The sequence below is a fragment of the Arthrobacter sp. TmtSoilC48 genome (assembly GCF_059739425.1).
Map to the genome: position 1 here is coordinate 3,600,243 of NZ_AP046049.1, position 19,730 is coordinate 3,619,972.

Annotated in this window: 17 protein-coding genes and 1 pseudogene; 10 read left to right on the plus strand and 8 right to left on the minus strand. The window is 62.2% G+C overall.

Going from position 1 to position 19,730, the window contains the following annotated elements; genetic code table 11:
* Positions 1-33 precede the first annotated feature (33 nt).
* From AC6I97_RS16700 to AC6I97_RS16730, 7 genes are read left to right on the plus strand one after another with little or no spacing between them, the layout of a single operon-like run.
* Positions 34-1,359 (plus strand): extracellular solute-binding protein, encoded by a 1,326-nt coding sequence (locus AC6I97_RS16700; protein ID WP_224166969.1) that lies wholly within the window; start codon positions 34-36, stop codon positions 1,357-1,359.
* The gene (locus AC6I97_RS16705; RefSeq protein WP_224092251.1) at positions 1,356-2,285 is read left to right on the plus strand and encodes a carbohydrate ABC transporter permease; all 930 of its coding nucleotides are present in this window, start codon (positions 1,356-1,358) and stop codon (positions 2,283-2,285) included. Before AC6I97_RS16700 ends, AC6I97_RS16705 begins: the two co-directional genes overlap by 4 nt.
* A 1-nt stretch (position 2,286) precedes the next feature.
* Positions 2,287-3,192 carry a carbohydrate ABC transporter permease gene (locus AC6I97_RS16710; RefSeq protein WP_497945468.1) on the plus strand — a complete coding sequence of 302 codons (906 nt, stop codon included), beginning with the start codon at positions 2,287-2,289 and terminating at the stop codon, positions 3,190-3,192.
* A gap of 42 nt (positions 3,193-3,234) precedes the next feature.
* The gene (locus AC6I97_RS16715) at positions 3,235-4,494 is read left to right on the plus strand and encodes a Gfo/Idh/MocA family protein (protein ID WP_497945469.1); all 1,260 of its coding nucleotides are present in this window, start codon (positions 3,235-3,237) and stop codon (positions 4,492-4,494) included.
* 10 nt (positions 4,495-4,504) lie between these two features.
* Complete coding sequence (locus AC6I97_RS16720; protein ID WP_497945470.1) at positions 4,505-5,509, plus strand: sugar phosphate isomerase/epimerase family protein; 1,005 nt, start codon at positions 4,505-4,507, stop codon at positions 5,507-5,509.
* A 57-nt stretch (positions 5,510-5,566) separates the two neighbouring features.
* On the plus strand, positions 5,567-6,268 hold the full coding sequence (locus AC6I97_RS16725) for a ThuA domain-containing protein (protein ID WP_497945471.1): 702 nt from the start codon (positions 5,567-5,569) through the stop codon (positions 6,266-6,268).
* On the plus strand, positions 6,253-7,356 hold the full coding sequence (locus AC6I97_RS16730) for a Gfo/Idh/MocA family protein (protein ID WP_497945472.1): 1,104 nt from the start codon (positions 6,253-6,255) through the stop codon (positions 7,354-7,356). Before AC6I97_RS16725 ends, AC6I97_RS16730 begins: the two co-directional genes overlap by 16 nt.
* 70 nt (positions 7,357-7,426) lie before the next feature.
* Here AC6I97_RS16730 and AC6I97_RS16735 read toward each other — a convergent pair whose 3' ends face one another.
* The 7 genes from AC6I97_RS16735 to AC6I97_RS16765 are packed head-to-tail and all read right to left on the minus strand — an operon-like array spanning position 7,427 to position 15,362.
* On the minus strand, positions 7,427-8,302 hold the full coding sequence (locus AC6I97_RS16735; RefSeq protein ID WP_497945473.1) for an HpcH/HpaI aldolase/citrate lyase family protein: 876 nt from the start codon (positions 8,300-8,302) through the stop codon (positions 7,427-7,429).
* 45 nt (positions 8,303-8,347) lie between these two features.
* The gene (locus AC6I97_RS16740; protein ID WP_223948528.1) at positions 8,348-8,833 is read right to left on the minus strand and encodes a MaoC family dehydratase; all 486 of its coding nucleotides are present in this window, start codon (positions 8,831-8,833) and stop codon (positions 8,348-8,350) included.
* The gene (locus AC6I97_RS16745) at positions 8,830-9,582 is read right to left on the minus strand and encodes a CoA transferase subunit B (protein WP_275965343.1); all 753 of its coding nucleotides are present in this window, start codon (positions 9,580-9,582) and stop codon (positions 8,830-8,832) included. Before AC6I97_RS16745 ends, AC6I97_RS16740 begins: the two co-directional genes overlap by 4 nt.
* A complete protein-coding gene (locus tag AC6I97_RS16750) occupies positions 9,579-10,367 on the minus strand; it encodes a CoA transferase subunit A (protein ID WP_497945474.1) in 789 nt (262 codons plus the stop codon). The genes AC6I97_RS16745 and AC6I97_RS16750 overlap by 4 nt, the downstream gene beginning before the upstream one ends.
* 20 nt (positions 10,368-10,387) lie before the next feature.
* Positions 10,388-11,551 (minus strand): acyl-CoA dehydrogenase family protein, encoded by a 1,164-nt coding sequence (locus AC6I97_RS16755; RefSeq protein WP_497945475.1) that lies wholly within the window; start codon positions 11,549-11,551, stop codon positions 10,388-10,390.
* Positions 11,548-13,749 carry an acetyl/propionyl/methylcrotonyl-CoA carboxylase subunit alpha gene (locus AC6I97_RS16760; protein ID WP_497945476.1) on the minus strand — a complete coding sequence of 734 codons (2,202 nt, stop codon included), beginning with the start codon at positions 13,747-13,749 and terminating at the stop codon, positions 11,548-11,550. The genes AC6I97_RS16755 and AC6I97_RS16760 overlap by 4 nt, the downstream gene beginning before the upstream one ends.
* A 2-nt stretch (positions 13,750-13,751) precedes the next feature.
* Positions 13,752-15,362, minus strand: a complete 1,611-nt coding sequence (locus AC6I97_RS16765; RefSeq protein ID WP_497945477.1) for a carboxyl transferase domain-containing protein — start codon at positions 15,360-15,362, stop codon at positions 13,752-13,754.
* Between the two features lie 119 nt (positions 15,363-15,481).
* Here AC6I97_RS16765 and AC6I97_RS16770 point away from each other — a divergent pair, with 119 nt between their 5' ends.
* Both AC6I97_RS16770 and AC6I97_RS16775 read left to right on the plus strand, forming a co-directional pair.
* The gene (locus AC6I97_RS16770) at positions 15,482-16,132 is read left to right on the plus strand and encodes an SACE_7040 family transcriptional regulator (RefSeq protein ID WP_497945478.1); all 651 of its coding nucleotides are present in this window, start codon (positions 15,482-15,484) and stop codon (positions 16,130-16,132) included.
* A gap of 80 nt (positions 16,133-16,212) precedes the next feature.
* On the plus strand, positions 16,213-18,240 hold the full coding sequence (locus AC6I97_RS16775; protein ID WP_497945479.1) for an HNH endonuclease signature motif containing protein: 2,028 nt from the start codon (positions 16,213-16,215) through the stop codon (positions 18,238-18,240).
* A gap of 73 nt (positions 18,241-18,313) precedes the next feature.
* On the opposite strand, the pseudogene AC6I97_RS16780 reads toward AC6I97_RS16775, so the two are convergent.
* A pseudogene (locus tag AC6I97_RS16780) lies at positions 18,314-18,478 on the minus strand (IS256 family transposase); the annotation flags it as partial.
* A 323-nt stretch (positions 18,479-18,801) separates the two neighbouring features.
* On the opposite strand from AC6I97_RS16780, the gene AC6I97_RS16785 reads away from it, so the two are divergent.
* Positions 18,802-19,674: an NAD-dependent epimerase/dehydratase family protein gene (locus tag AC6I97_RS16785; RefSeq protein WP_497945480.1), complete on the plus strand. Its 873-nt coding sequence runs from the start codon at positions 18,802-18,804 to the stop codon at positions 19,672-19,674.
* Positions 19,675-19,730: the final 56 nt, after the last annotated feature.

Consider the following 19,730-nt stretch of genomic DNA (forward strand, 5'->3'; position numbering starts at 1 on the left):
GTGCCCAACGAGGCGACTACACATGGAGAAGCAATGAAGCAGTTCCAATCATCACGGCGTTCTTTTCTGGCTCTGGCGGCAGTTACACCATTCGCAGTCATGGCAACCAGTGCCTGCGGTACGTCCGGACCGGGCAGCGCGAGCGGAGGAGGAGCCAGCATGTGGTTCCTCTCCGGTGAGCCGAACCAGACCACCATCCAGAAGGCCGTCGATGCTTTTGGTTCGTCGAATCCCGACAACAAGATTGCTGTGACGTACTTCCAGAACGATGCTTACAAGACGAAGATCAAAACCGCGATCGGCGCCGGCCAGGCCCCAACCATTGTTTATGGATGGGGCGGCGGAACGTTGAAGACCTACGCCGAGGCCAACCAGGTGGAAGACCTGACCAGCTGGTTCGAGGCCAACCCGGACCTGAAAAACAAGTTCTTCCCCGCTTCGTTCGGTGCAGCCACCGTCAACGGCAAGATCTACGCCCTCCCCAACCAGTACGTGGCCCCTGTTGTCCTGTTCTACAACAAAGAGCTCTTTGAAAAGGCCGGGGTCCAGCCACCCAAGACCTGGGATGACGTCATGTCATTGGTCAAGACCTTCAACGACATGGGCGTAGCTCCGTTCTCCTTGGGCGGTCAATCCCGCTGGACCTCGATGATGTGGCTGGAATACCTGCTGGACCGCATCGGAGGGGCCGAGGTGTTCAAGGCGATCTTCGAAGGCAAGCCCAACGCCTGGATGGATCCGGCCGTGATCGAAACGGGAACCAGGATCCAGGAACTGGTATCCGCCGACGGCTTCATCAAGGGCTTCTCCTCCATCACGGCAGATTCGAAGGCAGACCAGGCGCTGTTGTTCACCGGCAAAGCCGCCATGTTGCTTCAAGGTTCCTGGGTCTACGGACCTATGAAGAAGGAAGGCCAGAACTTCGTCCAGAACGGAAAACTGGGCTTCGTCACCTTCCCGACCATCCCGGGAGGCAAGGGAGATCCTAAGAATGGCGTAGGCAACCCTGCCCAGTACATGTCGATTTCGGCCAAGGCCACCGACAAAGAAAAGGAAACGGCCAAGAAGTTCTTCAAGGACGGCATCATGACGGATACGGTCATCGACGCCTACATCAATTCCGGATCGGTCCCGATCGTCAACGGAATTGAAGACAAGCTCGCAACGTCGCCGGACAAGGACTTCCTGAACTTCGTCTATGACATGGCCAAGAACGCCCCGAACTTCCAGCAGTCCTGGGATCAAGCCCTGAGCCCGACCGCGGCCGAGGCCCTGCTCAACAACATCGACCAACTGTTCCTCAAGTCGATCACGCCACAGCAGTTCGCCGAGAACATGAATGCCACCCTGGGCAAATGAGTTCAACAACCACTCACAGGGCTGCCACTGGATCGCGGAAAGTCGAGCAGGCCGGGCAGCAAAAATCCGCACTCGCCTGGCTGACAGTGCCGGCTTTGATCTTCTTCGTGGTGTTTGCGCTCGTGCCGCTGGTAGGTGTCCTGGTGCTGAGCTTCGCCAACTGGGACGGCATCGGCGCCATCGGAGCGGCCGGCCTGGAGAACTGGTCCTCAGTACTCACCGACCCCGGACTGTACAACGCACTGGGCCTGACTTTCCTGATCATGATTGTCTCCTGGCTGGTTCAGACTCCCATCAGCCTTCTCCTGGGAGTCTTCACGGCAGGTACACAGCGTTACAGGGCTGCCTTGGCAGTGTTGTACTTCTTGCCGCTTCTCCTCTCCTCCGCGGCAGTTGCCATCGCATACAAGGCACTGTTGGACCCTAACTTTGGCCTGGCCATGGGACTGGGATTACCCATCCTGGCCCAGGACTGGCTGGGCGTCCCGCAGTTGGCATTGGGCCTGGTCATCTTCGTGATCGCCTGGCAGTTCGTGCCCTTCCACACACTCATCTACCAAGGTGGCGTCCGGCAAATCCCCAAATCACTGTACGAGGCAGCACAGATCGATGGTGCGGGAATCATTAAGCAGTTCTTCCACATCACGCTTCCACAGTTGAAATACACCATCATCACCTCGTCCACCCTGATGGTCGTAGGATCGCTGACATACTTCGACCTCATCTTCGTCCTCACCGGTGGCGGGCCGGGTAATTCCACCCGCATCCTGGCCCTGGACATGTACTTGCGCGGCTTCCGCGCGAACCTGATGGGCCCGGCAAGTGTCATCGCCGTCATCCTCGTCGTTATAGGCCTTGTCCTTGCCTTGTTCCTCCAGCGCCTTGGAGGCAAGGACAAGCAGGGCAGCCAATTGGAAGGTTTGTAAGGTGAGCACTGTCCTTCAAAGCGATTCGAAAACCGCTCCGGCCACTCCCCCGGGCCATTCCATGAAGGCCAAGCAGAGCCTCGGTTCACGGGTCAGGCGGCTGAACCTTCCCGGAGGCCTTGGCGGTTGGATATGGCTGGCCATCATCATTGTGCCGATCTACTACATCGTCATCACCAGCCTGAAGACCTCCGAAGGGTACTTTGGGCAGAATCCGCTGGCCCTCCCTACGGCTCCTACGTTGGAGAACTATCAACTGGTTCTCGAGGCCAACTTCACGACGTACTTCATGAACAGCGTGATCGTCACACTTGGCTCCGTGATCCCCACGGTGTTGATCTCCTTCATGGCTGCCTTCGCGATCGTTCGTGGTCGCGGCCGGTACCTGAAGTTTGTCAACGGCATGTTCCTGATGGGCCTGGCGATTCCGCTCCAGGCAACCATCATTCCGATCTACCTGATGATCATCCGGCTGAATCTGTATGACAGCCTCCTTGCCATCATGCTTCCCTCCGTAGCGTTCGCCATTCCGTTGACGGTCCTGATCCTGTCCAACTTCATCCGCGATGTGCCGAACGAATTGTTCGAGTCAATGCGCCTGGACGGCTGCAGTGATTGGCAGACGATGTGGAGGTTGGCGCTGCCCTTGACCCGCCCGGCGATAGTAACCGTGGCAATTTACAACGGCTTGCATGTCTGGAACGGATTCCTGCTGCCCTTGGTGCTCACCCAAAGCCCCGGACTCCGTGTCCTCCCCTTGGGACTGTGGACTTTCCAAGGCGAGTTCAGCGTCAACATCCCCGCCGTACTGGCCTCTGTCGTCCTGAGCACCCTGCCAATCCTGGTGATTTACGTCCTTGGACGCCGTCAGCTGGTCAGTGGCCTCACCGCAGGCTTCAGCAAATAGCAGCTGCCCCAGGTGCGAATTCAGACAAGAAAGGACTTTCACATGTCAGAACCGAAACCCCTGCGCGTGGGCATGGTGGGCTACGCCTTCATGGGTGCCGCCCACTCCCACGCTTGGCGGACTGCTCCGCGGTTCTTCGACCTTCCGCTCGCCCCGGAATTGGCTGCCGTCGCCGGCCGCAACGAAGAAGGTGTCCGTGCTGCGGCACGCAAGTACGGTTGGGATTCCGTGGAAACCGACTGGCGCCGGCTGATCGAGCGCGATGATATTGACCTCATCGATATCTGCACCCCCGGAAACACGCATGCCGAGATCGCCATCGCCGCCTTGGAAGCGGGCAAGCACGTGCTCTGCGAAAAGCCACTGGCCAATTCAGTGGAAGAGGCGGAGAAAATGACAGCCGTCGCCCAGGCGGCAGCAGAGCGCGGCGTGCTGTCCATGTGCGGCTTCAGCTACCGCCGCACTCCCGCGTTGGCGTTGGCAAAGCGGATGGTGGAGGAAGGGCGCCTGGGCGATATCCGCCACGTCCGGGCGCAATACCTGCAGGACTGGCTCAGTGACGCGGATGCGCCGCTCACGTGGCGCCTGGACAAGTCCAAGTCCGGCTCCGGTTCCCTTGGCGATATCGGTGCCCACAGCATTGACGCCGCGCAGTGGATCACGGGTTCCACAATCACCGGGGTCTCGGCACTGCTGGAAACCTTCGTGAAGGAACGGCCTGTGGGCGGTGACTTCGTGGGCCTCGGTGGCCGCGGCGGTTCGGACGCTCCCAAGGGCCCGGTCACGGTGGACGACGCCGCGCTGTTCACCGCCCGTTTTGCCGGAAAGCACGACGACGGCGCTGCCGCCACCACCGCCACGGAAGGCACCGCCGACGGGACTCCTTCCGGCACTGGTTCCAGCACTATGGCAGGGCCCATCGGCATCTTCGAAGCCACTCGCTTTGCCCTTGGCCGCAAGAACGCCATGCGCCTGGAGCTCAACGGGACCAAGGGCTCGCTGGCTTTCGACTTCGAGGACATGAACTCGCTACAGGTCTACGATTCGGCGCTGGAACCTGACGCCGGATTCCGGAAGATCATTGTCACCGAACCGTCCCATCCGTACACAGGCAATTGGTGGCCCACCGGGCACGGTCTTGGCTACGAGCACGGATTCACCCACCAGGTGGTGGACCTGGTGAATGCCATCGGCGCTGGGGAGCAGCCCTCGCCGTCGTTTGCTGATGCCTTGCAGGTTCAAAAGGTGCTGGCCGCCGTTGAGGCGAGCGCGGGCAACGCGAGCCGCTGGCAGAACGTCTGAGAGGACCAACATGACCCGACCCATCACCCTTTTTACCGGCCAGTGGGCCGACCTGCCGTTTGAGGAAGTAGCGCGCCTGGCTGGCGATTGGGGCTTTGACGGCCTGGAGATAGCCTGCTGGGGCGACCATCTGGACCCGCAGCGCATCGTCGAGGACGACGCGTATCTTCAAGGCAGGCTGGACATCCTGGAGAAGCACCACCTATCGGTCCACGCGATCGCCAACCACCTCACCGGGCAGGCAGTTTGCGATGACCCCATCGATGAACGTCACCGGGACATCCTGGCACCGGACGTGTGGGGCGACGGCGGTCCTGAGGGCGTCCGACAGCGTGCCGCTGAAGCCATGAAGACCACTGCTCTTGCGGCGGCAAAGCTTGGCGTCAAGACCGTCACGGGGTTCACGGGCTCGTCCATATGGAAGTGCGTCGCAATGTTCCCGCCGGCTTCCGAAGCCATGATCGAGCGCGGCTACCAGGACTTCGCAGACCGTTGGAATCCCATCCTGGATGTCTTTGACGAGGTAGGAGTCCGGTTTGCCTTGGAAGTCCATCCTTCGGAGATCGCCTACGACTACTGGACCGCCAAGCGCACCCTTGAGGCCATCGGGCACCGGGAGAACTTCGGCCTGAACTTCGACCCCTCCCACTTCATCTGGCAGGACCTTGACCCCGTGATGTTCCTCCAGGACTTCGCGGACAAGATCTTCCACGTGCATGTCAAGGAATCCGTACGCCAACTCAACGGACGCAACGGCCGCCTTGGATCCCACCTGCCGTGGGCGGATCCCCGCCGCGGCTGGGACTTCGTCACCGCAGGCCATGGCGACGTGAACTGGGAACCCATTTTCCGCATGCTCAACTCGATCGGGTACGCCGGACCCACCAGCATCGAATGGGAAGACGCCGGAATGGACCGGCTGATCGGCGCTCCGGAAGCGTTGGACATGGTCCGCCGGTTGGCTGCCATCCGTCCCCCGGCTGCGGCTTTCGATGCCGCCTTCGCCGCCCGCTGAACCCGCTTACGAACACCCAACAGACTCACCCGGACGTTTAAGAATACAAAGGAAAACATGACAACCAAGAGTAAGACCGCACTTGTGGTTCGGGGCGGCTGGGACGGACACCAGCCGATAGAAGCCACCGAACTGTTCCTCCCCTTCCTCAAAGAGAACGGCTATGAGGTCAGGGTGGAGGAATCCCCCAAAATTTACGCGGACGCTGAATACATGGCCGGAGTGGACCTCATCGTGCAGTGCATGACGATGTCCACCATCGAAAAGGACGAGTTCGAGGGGCTCCGCACCGCCGTCGAAAATGGCACGGGGCTTGCCGGCTGGCATGGCGGGATCGCCGATTCCTACCGCAACACTTCGGACTACCTGCACTTGATCGGGGGCCAGTTCGCCTGCCACCCGGGCAAGCATGAAGACGAACGGACCGGGGAACAGTCAGATAACTATGTTCCCTACACGGTGAACATGCTCCCAGCCGCAGCAGAGCATCCCATTACCCAGGGAATCGCAGACTTTGACCTCGTCACCGAGCAGTATTGGGTTCTGGCCGACGACTACATCGATGTCCTGGCGACCACTACGCAAAAAGTACGCGAATGGGACCCTTGGAACCGTGAAGTGACCTCCCCCGCCATCTGGACCAGGCAATGGGGCAAGGGAAGAATCTTCGTTTCCACTCCCGGCCACCGAGTCGAAATCCTCCAGGACAGCAACGTCCGCACCATCATCGAAAGGGGCATGCTGTGGGCATCCCGCTAAATGTAGGAATCATTGGCTGTGGCGCCATCATCGCCCAGTACCTGACGAACTTCCGCAGACTGGATGCGATCAACCTCGTGGCCGTCGCGGACCTTGATCCCGCCCGGGCGCAAGCAGTTGCCGACTCTTACGACGGCGTCCGTGCTCTGACGGTGGACGAGCTGCTGGCCGCAGACGACGTCGAACTCGTCCTGAACCTGACCATTCCTGCAGCGCATGCCGACGTCGCGCTCAAGGCCATTGCCGCGGGCAAGTCCGTGTACGGCGAGAAGCCGCTGGCAGCGACCACCGCCGAGGCCCGGCAAGTACTCGACGCCGCCGCCGCGGCAGGCGTGGCTGTCGGCTGCGCTCCCGACACCGTGCTGGGTACCGGCATTCAGACAGCGCGCAAAGCGATCGACGACGGCCTGATCGGTGCTCCGGTTTCGGCGACCGCCACCATGGCAACGCCCGGGCATGAGCGCTGGCACCCCAACCCCGATTTCTACTACCAGCCCGGCGGGGGTCCGCTGCTGGACATGGGCCCCTACTACGTATCCGCTCTGGTCACGCTGCTTGGCCCCATAGTGTCCGTGGTGGGCGCGGCCAGCCACACGCGCAGCGAACGAACCATTGGCTCCGGTCCCCGCGAGGGGCAAAAAGTGCCGGTCGAAATCGATTCCCATGTCACAGGTGTACTGGTGCACGCATCCGGCGCCCTATCGACGCTGTTCATGAGCTTCGACGCCGTCAAGACCAAGAGCCCCAACATCGAAATCCATGGGGAGAAGGGGTCGCTCGTTGTTCCGGATCCCAACCACTTCGACGGCGACGTGCAGTTGTTCGAGTTGGGAGCCGACGACTGGAAAACCCTCCCCGTATCCGCGGGTTACGTCGACGCCGGCCGCGGCTTCGGCATCGCCGATTTGTCAGCAACTCCGGCGGGACAAGAGCCCCGCGCGGGTGGCCAACTCGCCTTCCATGCCCTTGAGGTCATGGAGTCTGTGCTGGAATCCGCCAAGACCGGACAGGCGGTAGCCATCCAGAGCACGGTCAAGCGTCCGGACATGGTGGAACTGGCAGAACTCACGACGCCGGTACGCGCCTAGCGCTGAGGGCACGCCGAGGTGACAGTTGAACCCACAGTTCGGTTTTCCCACGAACGCGTGGATTCAACTGTCACTTCACGTGGCGGGCCCGGCGCAGTGTTGCCTCGGCGTGCTTAAGAATAGGGCCGTCGATCATCTTGCCCTTGAACTGGAAGACGCCCGATCCGGCCGCAGATGCTGCATCGAGAAGCTCGGCGGCCTCGGTCACGGCTTCGGGCGTGGGAGCGTAGGCTTCCCGTACGGTTGCCACCTGGCTGGGGTGGATGCACGCCTTGGCACCGAAACCACTGGCCACGGCGTCAAGGGATTCAACAGACAGGCCCTGGAGATCGGGGATGTTCACATACACGGAGTCGATGGCTTCCTTGCCGGCGGCTTTGGCAGCAAGCAGCACAGCGGACCGTGAGTGCAGTGCCACGGCCCGGTAGCCGCCGTCGTCGTTCCTGCTGGAGAGGCCACCCAGGGAAGCCAGCAGGTCCTCCGCGCCCCACATCAGGGCAACCACGTTGGGTTCCGCGGCGATGGCTGCAGCATTGACGATGCCGGCCGCTGTTTCGCAGAGCGCAATCACGCGGTAGCCCTCAAGCGTCCTGAGCTGCTCAGCACTCTCCGCTTTGGCGAGCATGACGGTGCGGTAAGGAGTGTGCGCCAGGCTGTGCAGGTCCTTCTCGAATTCTGCGGAGCCCGCCGGGTTGACGCGGATAATCGTCCGGCTGGGGTCCAGCTCAGCAGTCTCTCCTTCGGATCCGAGCTGCGCGAGGATCGCGCCCCGGGCCCGCTGCTTGTCCCCCGGAGCCACGGCATCTTCGAGGTCAAGGATCACGGCATCCGAGCGCTCCGCCGCCTTGCCGAAACGCTCTGGCCGGTCAGCTGGGCAAAACAGGAGTGCCGGCCCCATGGTGAACGGCGTGACGGCTCCGTGGAGTGACGAGTCGGAAGAAGGCATGAACGGTTCCTTGCTGCTGGAATGCTGACAAATGTGGAAAACAGCCTAGGACTGTGCGGCGTGTGCTTCCTGGGTCCACATCAAGCAGGTACGCGTGGCAAGTGCCACCACCACTCCGTCCTGGTTCCTGCCAGTATGTTGCATGGTCACCACACCTTGGCCAGGACGCGAGGACGACAACCTTTTGGCGGTGATCACCGTTTCCGTGTACAGGGTATCCCCGTGATAGAGCGGGTGGGGAAAGGTGACATCCGTCAGCCCCAGCTGGGCGATGATGGTGCCCTGCGTCAGTTGGGTCACTGACTGCCCCACCATTGTGGACAAGGTGAACATCGAGTTCATCAGCCGCTGCCCGAATGGCTGCGCGGAACTCCAGGCTGCATCCAGGTGCAGCGCCTGGGTGTTCATGGTCAAAGTAGTGAAAAGGACGTTGTCCGTCTCCGTCACGGTTCGTCCGGGCTTGTGGGCGTAGATCACGCCCTCTTCAAGCTCATCGAAGTACAGTCCACGCTGCTCAACAACACGCGTCATACGGTGAGTTCCTGGTCCTCTTCGAAGAGTTCAGCCCCGGTGGCAGCCACTACATCGTCCAAAGTGACGTTGGGGGCGAGCTCACGAAGGACCAACCGCGGCTCCCCTTCGTCCTTGACGACGTCGATCACGGCAAGGTCGGTGATGATCCGGTCCACGCAGCCTTTGCCCGTGAGGGGCAGGGTGCAGTCCTTGACGATTTTGGGCCTGCCGTTGCGGTCCACATGCTCCATCATGACGATCACCTTCTTGGCGCCGAACACGAGGTCCATGGCCCCACCCATGCCCTTGACCATTTTTCCGGGGATCATCCAGTTGGCAAGATCACCGTTGGCTGCCACTTCCATGGCCCCCAGGACCGCCACATCCACGTGGCCGCCCCGGATCATGCCAAAGGACGAGGCCGAATCGAAGAATGCAGCCCCCGGTTTGGTGGTGACAGTTTCCTTGCCGGCGTTGATGAGGTCCGGGTCAACCTGGTCCTCGGCAGGGTACGGGCCAACGCCCAGAATGCCGTTCTCGGAATGGAGGATCACTTCCACACCCGCGGGAATGTAGTTGGGGATCAGGGTGGGCATCCCGATCCCCAGGTTCACGTACTGACCGTTGGTGAGTTCCCGGGCTACCCGTGCGGCAAGTTCGTTGCGGCTCCAGCCTTTGGCCTCGTGATGGTCGACGTCGGCACGCCGGTACTCGTGCCTCACGGCTTCGGGGCGGGGCGGGATGTCATGATACGAGTTGTCGTTCACTGTGCTGCTCCTGCCTGCCCGGTTGCCTGGCTGGTGGTCAGGGCCACCGTCCGTTTCTCAATCCGCTTCTCCGTTGTGGGAGCCACCACCACCCGCTGGACGAAAATGCCAGGGGTATGGATGTGCTCCGGATCCAGCTCGCCGGTTTCCACAAGCTCTTCGACCTCGGCGATTGTTGTCCTGGCAGCCATGGCACAGAGCGGGTTGAAGTTCATGGCTGTTGCATGGAAAACGAGGTTGCCGTGGCGGTCCCCCTTCCACGCATGGACCAAGCCGAAGTCCGGAGTCAGCGACTCTTCCAGCACATAGTCGGCGTCATTGAAGGTGCGCACCTCCTTCGGCGAGGAGGCGATCGCAACGTTCCCCTCGGCGTCGTACTTTTGCGGCAAGCCGCCCTCGGACACCTGGGTGCCCACACCGGCCTTCGTATAGAAAGCGGGAATGCCTGCACCGCCGGCCCGCAGTTTCTCGGCGAGGGTTCCCTGCGGCGTGAGGACCACCTCCAGTTCACCGGCGAGGTACTGCCTGGCGAATTCCTTGTTCTCACCCACGTACGAGCTGATGGTACGGCGGATACGTCCGTCCCTGAGGAGGATGCCCAGGCCCCAGTCGTCCACTCCGCAGTTGTTGCTGACGGTTTCGAGGTCCGTGGTGCCTTGGCTGTGGAGTGCGTCGATGAGTGACACGGGGATACCGCATAAGCCAAAACCGCCAACGGCGAGCGAGGCGCCGTCCGGTATGTCCTTCACCGCTTCCGCGGCGCTGGCAACAACCTTGTCAATCATCCTTGATCCTTCCCGTACGGTTACAGACCCAGCTCGCGGGCGATGAGCATCAACTGCACCTCGGTGGTGCCCTCCCCGACTTCAAGGATCTTGGAGTCGCGGTAATGGCGCGCCACCGTGAATTCGTTGATGAAGCCATAGCCACCGAACACCTGGGTGGCGTCCCGTGCGTTGTCCATGGCTGCCTCGCCTGCGACCATCTTAGCGATGGCCGCTTCAGTCTTGAACGGCTTGCCGGCCAGCATCCTTGCCGCGGCATCGTAATAGGCCAAACGAGCCGTATGGGCCCTGGCCTGCATCCTTGCGATCTTGAATTGGATGGCCTGGTACTTTCCGATGTTCTGGCCAAAGGCGGTGCGTTCCTTGGCATACTTCACCGAAAGGTCCACACAACCCTGGGCCGCGCCCGTGCCCAAGGCGGCAATGGCAATGCGGCCCTCGTCAAGGATCGACAGGAAGTTGGCATACCCCCTGCCCCGCTGGCCCAGGAGGTTCGCCTCAGGAACCCGGACGTTGTCCAACGTCAGCGGATGCGTGTCCGACGCATTCCAGCCCACCTTGTTGTAGGCCCGCTCTGCCTTGAAGCCCGGGGTTTCGGTGGGAACCAGAATGGTGGAGATCTCTTTCCTGGCGCTGCCGTCCGCGTTTTCCGTCTTGCCCGTGACGGCGGTGACTGTGACCAAGGTGGTGATGTCCGTGCCGGAGTTCGTGATGAACTCCTTGTTGCCGTTGATGACCCATTCCCCGTTGTCCACGTGGGCGTGGGTCTTGGTACCGCCCGCATCGGAACCGGCTTCCCGCTCAGTCAACCCGAAGCCGGCCAGGGATCGTCCGGATGCCAGCTCCGGAAGCCAGCGCTCCTTCTGTTCCTGCGTGCCGAACCGGTACACCGGCATGGCGCCCAGGGACACGCCGGCCTCAAGGGTGATTGCCACGGACTGGTCAACCCGGCCCAACTGCTCCAAAGCCAGCGCCAAGGCAAAATAGTCCCCGCCCATTCCACCGAACTCCTCGGGGAACGGCAGGCCAAACAGCCCCATCTCCCCCATCTGCTTGATGACTTCATAGGGGAAGCTGTGTTCTTCATCGTGTTTGGCAGATACGGGTGCCACCACTTCGTCGGCGAATTCGCGGACGGAATCACTGAGGTCCTGGTACTCCTCGTTGAGGTCAAAACTGCTCATAGCTGGACTTCCTTGTCTGTTTCTGCGGGCTTTTCAGTCTCTGCGGGCCCCTCAAGAGGGGCCGCCGCGTGGATAGTTGCGAGCACCTGGTCGGCTTTGACCAGGTCGCCCGGTTTGCTGGTGAGGTGGACGGTTCCGGCAACCGATGCCACTAGTTGGTGCTCCATTTTCATGGCTTCGACCGACAGGAGCGGCTGTCCCTCCTGGACCATGTCGCCGCTGGCAACTGCCACCGAAACCACCGTTCCGGGCATCGGCGAGCGCACCTCCGGGTCCGCAGCACCTTCTTCGCGCTGGATGCCTGCCAGCATCCTCTGAAGACGTTCGGCCCGGTCCAGGACTTCCAGGCGGCAGGACCAGCCGTCGTTGCCGAGGTAGATGTCCCGGGTCCCGCTGACCCCCTCGGTCGCTGTGCCAACCGCGTAGGTGACCCGGCCGCCGTCGAGCTCCAGGACGATGCCGTCACCGGTGCGCTCCACCACCGTGACCTTGGCGGCCCGGCCGGCTTCAGGGCCGGCGTCGATGACTGCCGCGAAAGTGCCGGAGTCCTCCGTCAACGCCACTGTGGCGGTGCCGGTTCCGGGCAGTCCAAAGCTGGCTCGCCAAGCGGCCCGCCGGCCGATGCGCCACGAGTCCGGCGAACTCCAGGCGCTACCAGCGAGCATGGAAGCACCGGAGTTTTCCTTCTTTTCGAGCCACAGCGCCAGGGCTGCAGCGATCAACTCGTTGGCGCCGACGTGCCTGAATTCCATGGACGGCAGCTTGCGTTCGATCAGCCCCGTGTCCAGGTGGCCCTCCCGGACGTCAGGCTCATTGATCAGCAGCCGGAGATATTCCACATTCGTGTCCAAGCCCAGGAGCGTGTACCTGCCCAGGGCAGCGTCCAAGGTGTCCAGCGCAGCGGCGCGGTTATCGCCCCAGGCGATGACCTTGGCCAGCATGGGATCGTAGTCGCCGGTGATCTCAAGGTCCTCGCGCATAGCGGAGTCGATCCGGACGTTCGCGTTGGAGCGTTGCTCTCCGAGCACCTTGGGATCCGCCCCGCCATTCTCGGCGAGCGCAACGATGCGCCCCATCGAGGGCATGAAGTTCCGTTCCGGTACTTCTGCATAGACGCGCGCCTCTACGGCGTGGCCTTCAAGAACGACGTCGGACTGCGCAACGGTGAGCACCTCACCGGCGGCGATCCGCACCTGCCATTCAACGAGGTCTATCCCGGTGACCATTTCGGTGACGGGGTGCTCCACCTGCAAGCGCGTGTTCATCTCCATGAAGAAGAACTCATCGGGATGTTCGTCGGACACCAGGAATTCCACGGTGCCGGCACCGCTGTATTTGACCGAGCGTGCTGCGTTGCAGGCTGCTTCTCCAATGCGGGCCCGTTCGGCCGGGCCGTCCGCCAGCGATTCGAAGAGTGCCGAAGGAGCTTCCTCGATCACTTTCTGATGGCGGCGTTGGAGGGAACATTCGCGCTCGCCCAGGTGGATGACGTTGCCGTGGTTATCCGCGAGGACCTGGACCTCGATGTGGCGGGGTGCCTTGATGAGCCGCTCCAGGAACAGGGTGTCATCGCCGAACGCCGAAGCTGCCACGCGCCGTGCGGTCCGCAGTGTGGCGGCCATGTCTTCAGGCCGCTCCACGATGTGCATCCCTTTGCCGCCGCCGCCTGCCGAAGGCTTGATGAGCAAAGGAAAACCTACGGACGGCGCAGCGTCGATTAGTTCCTGGTCCGTGAGTCCGGGTACTGCGATTCCGGGTACGCATGGGACGTCGTAGGCCATGACGTGGTTTTTGGAACGGATCTTGTCACCCATGACCTCGATCGCGTCAATGCCCGGTCCGATGAACGTTATCCCCGCCGCGTCAAGGGCTTTGGCGAACTCCACATTCTCGGACAGGAAGCCGTATCCGGGGTGGACGGCCTCCGCACCGCTGCGGCGGCAGGCATCGATGATGGCCTCGATTTTCAAGTAGCTCTCCGAGGGCGCCGTGCCCCCGATCGCCACTGCGGTATCGGCAAGGGCCACGTGCCTGGCGTGCTTGTCCGCGTCCGAATAGACGGCAATGGAGCGGATGCCCATGTCCCTCAGGGTCCGGATCACGCGGCAGGCGATCTCACCGCGGTTGGCAACGAGGACGGCGCTGAACGGACGGGATGCCGCAGTGGCGGCCGGTGTGGTGGTGGTTGGCAGAGTCATGGTCACATCCTGAAGAGACCGAAGGAGGTCTCGGGCAGTTGCTGGCGGGAGACGACGTCCAAAGCCAAGCCCAGGACCCGTCGGGTGTCTGCGGGATCGATGATGCCGTCATCCCAAAGCCGGGCGGTGGAGTAATAAGGGCTGCCTTGTTCCTCGTACTGCTGCCTAATGGGAGCTTTGAAGGCTTCTTCTTCCTCGGCAGACCATTCCTGGCCGGCGGCCTCGTACTGGTCGCGTTTTACCGTTGCAAGGACACTGGATGCCTGGTTTCCGCCCATCACTGAAATGCGGGCAGCTGGCCACATCCACAGGAAACGCGGCGAGTAGGCCCGCCCGCACATGGAGTAGTTTCCGGCGCCGAAGGAGCCGCCGATGACAACTGTCAGCTTGGGGACCCTCGCTGTTGCGACCGCCGTGACCATCTTTGCGCCGTTCTTGGCGATGCCGCCTTGCTCGTAGTCCTTGCCCACCATGAAACCCGAGAGGTTCTGCAGGAAAATCAGCGGGACCCCGCGTTGATCGCAGAGTTCGATGAAGTGGGCGCCCTTGAGCGAGGACTCACTGAACAGGACCCCGTTGTTGGCAACGATGCCAACCGGGTGCCCATGAAGATGGGCGAATCCGGTCACCAGCGTGGTGCCATAGTTCTTTTTGAACTCATGGAATTGGGAACCGTCCACGAGCCGGGCAATTACTTCGCGGACATCGTATTGGGCGTTGACGTCCGTTGGCACCACGCCATAAATGCCGGAGGGGTCGACGACGGGCGGCAGGACGACGTCGAGCACGTCCCATGCCGGTTTCGCCGGCTTGGGCAACGTCGCCACGATGTCCCGAACGATCTCCAGCGCGTGCTGGTCGTTCTCGGCGAGGTGGTCCGTAACGCCCGAAATCCGGGAGTGAACGTCGCCGCCTCCCAGTTCCTCGGCGGTGACGATCTCGCCGATCGCTGCCTTCACCAGGGGCGGGCCGCCGAGGAAGATGGTGCCCTGATTTCTTACGATGACAGTCTCATCGCTCATGGCCGGGACATAGGCACCGCCGGCCGTGCACGAGCCCATCACCGAGGCAATTTGCGGAATCTTGGCCGCTGACATTTTGGCCTGGTTGTAGAAGATCCGGCCAAAGTGCTCTTTGTCGGGGAAAACCTCGTCCTGCTTGGGCAGGAATGCTCCCCCGGAATCCACGAGGTAGATACACGGAAGCTTGTTTTCCAAGGCAATTTCCTGAGCCCTGAGGTGCTTTTTTACCGTCATGGGGTAGTAAGTGCCGCCCTTGACCGTGGCATCGTTGGAAATCACCAGGACGTGCCGGCCATGAACCAACCCAATACCGGCAATCACGCCTGCGCCCGGCGAATCGTCGTTGTACATGCCGTTGGCTGCCAAGGGCGCTATCTCCAGGAAGGGGCTGCCCTCGTCCAGGAGGTAGTCGATTCGCTCGCGGGGCAGCAGTTTGCCTCGGGCGACGTGCCGCTCCCTGGATTTCGCGGGCCCCCCGAGGGCTGCCGCGGCAAGACGTTCCTTCAGCTCCCCTACGAGGGCCAGCTGCGCTTCCTGGTTGGCTTCAAAGGTGCCGCTGTGGGGTCCTGCCACGCTGGCGATTGTCTCCATTGACCACTGTTCCATTCCCGGCCCCAGGCCATTTCGGTTAGTGCCACGTAACTGAAATTTAGGTTAGTCTGTATTAACTGTGATGTCCAGCACGGTGGAACTTCACCAAGGAGGAGAACGTGACCGGAGGCCCGGAAACAGGAACTGTCGCCAGCCCAGCCCCAGCAAGCAATCCAGCCCCAGCAACGCAGCGAGGCCAGGCCAAGGAACTCCGCAGGTTGGCATTGCTTTCAGCGGCCGCGGGACTCTTTGCGGAGAATGGCTTCACACGGGTTTCGCTGGAGGATCTTGGGGCGGCGGCAGGCGTCAGCGGGCCTGCCGTGTACCGGCACTTCCCCGGCAAGCAGGCTGTCCTCGCCGAGCTTCTCCTCAGCGTCAGCCGCAATCTGCTCGACGGCGGCCTCCGCGTGGTCGCGGAAGCCGGGAACCCCATGGATGCGTTGAAGGGCTTGATCCAGTTCCAGGTGGATTTTGCGTTGAGCAACCCGGACGTCATACGTGTCCAAGACCGCGACTTCGGGAGCCTCAGCAGCACCGACCAAGCCGAAGTCCGGTCCTTGCAACGCGCCTACGTTGAAACGTGGGTGGACGTCCTGGCACGCATCCACTCCGATGCGGATGTCGCCGGCCTCCGTGTCCGGGCGCATGCGGCCTTCGGCCTTATCAACTCCACACCCCACTCCGTCCGCCATCACGGGCGGAAGATAGCGGTCAAGTCGGCCAGGCCCATCCTGGAACAGATGGCCCTGGCTGCGCTGACAGCAGCCTGACTGTTTACTCTTTCCGGGAGATCGTGACCGTCTTCCAAGTGCATCTTAAAATGTCAGACCCCGATGTAATGATTTTGATCATGGAAGACACCGTGCAGCTGACAGCACTTCGGACGGAACCGTCCCCTGTTGTCGCTGCCCTGGCCGCGATCCGGTCACAACGCTTCTTGAGCATGCCGGACTTGGTCAAGGCCGGGTTCAAGGATTCGACGGCGTCCATCACCGCCATCAGCCATTTCCACGCTGAACTGGGCAACAGAGTTGGGCTGGGCAACGACGCTGGGCTGGGCAACGGCAAGGCCAAGGTCGCCCGGGCTTCAGGGCCCGCGGGCGAGATAGCCACGAGTAGCGGGTCAACAGGCGCCAGATCCACGGACACCGGATCTACGTACACCGGGTCCACAGACGCTCCGATGGTAGACGCCTCGGCCCCCGCCGCCGGAAAGATCCGTGACTCAGATGGGAAAGCTCGCACCGGCCATGGCCCGGAGCTTGCTCAGCCGAGCCCCCATTTCGAAATTAGGCATCCCAATCCTGCAGCTACCGGAGGGGATCTGGCGGCTCTTCTTGAGGACAGTGCGGCTCTTTCGGACCCCCTGCGGGTGTCCGCAGCGGCCGACGCCGCGCGGCTGTGTGGGTTTGTTGAGGCCGCTGACTTTGCCGGCAGGATCGAGGAGATCTCCCGGTCGTTGGAGTACTTGCAGGTTGTCGCGGCGCAGGCGGTGGAAAGGACGCGGAAGGAAGCACAGCAAGCGTCACCGGGGTCGTCGGCTGGCGCGCCCGGGTGGCGGACCGGTTGGACCGAACCAGCCTCGGATGCGAGCGTTACGGGAACGGGCAGCGTCCTGGATGACGGGTACCGGAATGCCGCTGAGTTCCTTCGGGCCCGGTTGCGGATCAGCATCGGGGAAGCCCGGCGCAGGCTCGCCCTCGCACCCGACGTCCTTCCTCAGGCCGGAATGGCCGGGCAGGAGATCCCGGCCCGGCGCGAAGTGCTGGCCGAAGCCCTCTCCTCAGCTCTGGTGCCTTCCCGGTCCGCAACGATCATCAGCACCGCACTGGACAAAGTCCGGCAGCTCGCCGATGACGGCACCATCGCCCGGATGGAACACGCCCTCACCGCCACGGCCAGTGAATCCGACCCGGATTTCGTCACCAAAATGGCCAAACGCTGGGTCGATTCGATCGACCAAGACGGTCCCGAACCGTCCGAAGAAGTTCTCCGCCAAATCCAAGGCGCGTTCCTCCGCCGACGACGCCGCAACGGGCTCCACCACATCGAAATCTTCGCCACCGCAGAACAATACGAAACCCTGGCCACCGCCATGAATACCGCCACCAACCCACGACTCATGGGCCACAACGCCGAGCCCGCCATCGCGCCCGACGCCAGCACCAGCACCAGCACCAGCACCAGAACCAGCACCAGCACCAGCACCAGCACCAGCACCGACGATGGCACCGGAACGGCCCTCCACCCCGGACCAGAACACTCGTCAGGCGGACCGGATCTGGACCGTCGCACGCGGGCCCAGAAACTCCTCAACGGCCTCGTCGGAGCCTGTGCTGTCGCGATGACCACCGGGAAACTGCCCTCCAACGGCGGACTCCGCCCCCAACTCGCCGTCACCATCGACGAACGCGACCTCTTCGAACGACTCACGGGCCACCAACGACTCAGCACCGGCACAGCAACGTTCCAGGGACCGATGCACGCCAACACCATCCGCAAAATCGCCTGCGACGCCGATATCCTCCCCGTACTGCTCGGAACCGACTCCCGCATCCTGGACATCGGCCGCACCACCCGGATCTTCCCGCCCCACATCCGCAAAGCCATCACCGCCCGGGACCAAGGCTGCGCGTTCCCCGACTGCAGCATGCCCGCCCCCTGGTGCGAAGCCCACCACATCACCTACTGGTCACACGGCGGCACCACGTCAACCAACAACGGCACCCTGCTCTGCAGCCACCACCACCACCTCATTCACAAAGAAGACTGGCGCATCGACATCACAACAGGGGTTCCGTGGTTCATCCCGCCACCCCACATCGACCCCAAACAAACGCCCCGACGCAACCACCACCACACACCCCGGAGAACATAAACCTGCCCGACAAAGGTGCCGGATGCGTCACGGGGGGACTGTCCGATAAACGGTGTGTGGGCTCCGGCGGTTTTCATTGTTTGATGGTTCTTTCGAACCGTCCGGCGAACGTTATCGCGAACGCGTTGAGCGCGGGCTTCCACCTCATGGTCCAGCGTGCTCTTCCGCCGCCCGTTGGATCAAGGGATCTAGTGACCAGATACAGGCATTTCAGGGCAGCATTCTCGTTCGGAAGGTGCCGGATGCGATGTACAGATGGTTGCCGGGTGCCTGCGCGCGTGCACAGACGAGTGTCAGTGCGCGTGCACAGTGGTTGCCGCGCGCGTGCACAGACGAGTGTCAATGCGCGTGCACAGTGGTTGCCGCGCGCGTGCACAGACGAGCGCCGGGCCCCTGGCTCTACCTGCGTCAGTTGCCTGACCGCCCCTACCCGCAACCTGCTACCCGTATGTGCTTGGGCTGTTCCAGTATTCCTAGGACTCACAGGGCCAGTTTCAGGGGCTGTGCGGTCCTCCTGCGGCACATAGGCTGGAGCGGATTACATAACGCGAGGAGCGCATCATGAGGATTGCTGTCACTGGGGGAAGCGGAAAATTGGGCAGGAGCGTGGTCCGCCGGCTGACGCAGGACGGCCACCACGTGCTCAACATGGACCGCGCAGGCAAGAGGGGGCACGGCTACGTAAACGTAGACCTCCGCAACTATGGCGAGGTCCTGGACGTCGTCCTTGGTTTGGACGACCAACACAGCGGCTTGGACGCGATCGTCCATTTGGCCGCCATCCCCGCACCGGGGTTGGCTCCGGACGCCGCAATTTTTGAAAACAACATGCTCTCCACTTACAACGTCTTCCAGGCAGCCCGGCGAGCGGGCATCAAGAAAGTGGTTTATGCCTCCAGCGAGACAGTCCTGGGGCTCCCTTTCGATATCGACCCTCCCTACATTCCTGTAGATGAGGAGTACGCGGCGCGGCCTGAGAGCACCTACTCCCTGGTGAAACACCTCGAGGAGCAGATGGCCATCCAGCTCACGCGCTGGGACCCGGCGTTGAGCATCACCGCGCTCAGGTTCTCCAACGTGATGGACCCCGAGGATTACGACGCCTTCCCGTCCTTCGACTCGGACGCCACCCTTCGCAAGTGGAATCTGTGGGGCTATATTGATGCCCGCGACGGCGCCCAGGCAGTGGTTCACGCCTTGGAGAAAAGTGCAGCCGGTTTCGAAACCTTCATCATCGCCGCTTCGGACACCGTGATGAGCCGAAGCAGCGCAGAACTTGCCGCCGAAGTCTTTCCCGGCGTCGAGGTTGTCAAGGAACTGGGCCGGCACGAAACCATGCTGTCCATCGACAAAGCCCGGCGGCTCCTTGGCTTTGAGCCGGAACACAGTTGGCGCGACTACCACTCCAACCGGACCACGCCCACAGAGGACTGAACTCGCGGGCTTGAACGCGCAACGGCCCACCCCTTAGCCGCAGTTTCCTGCAAGCA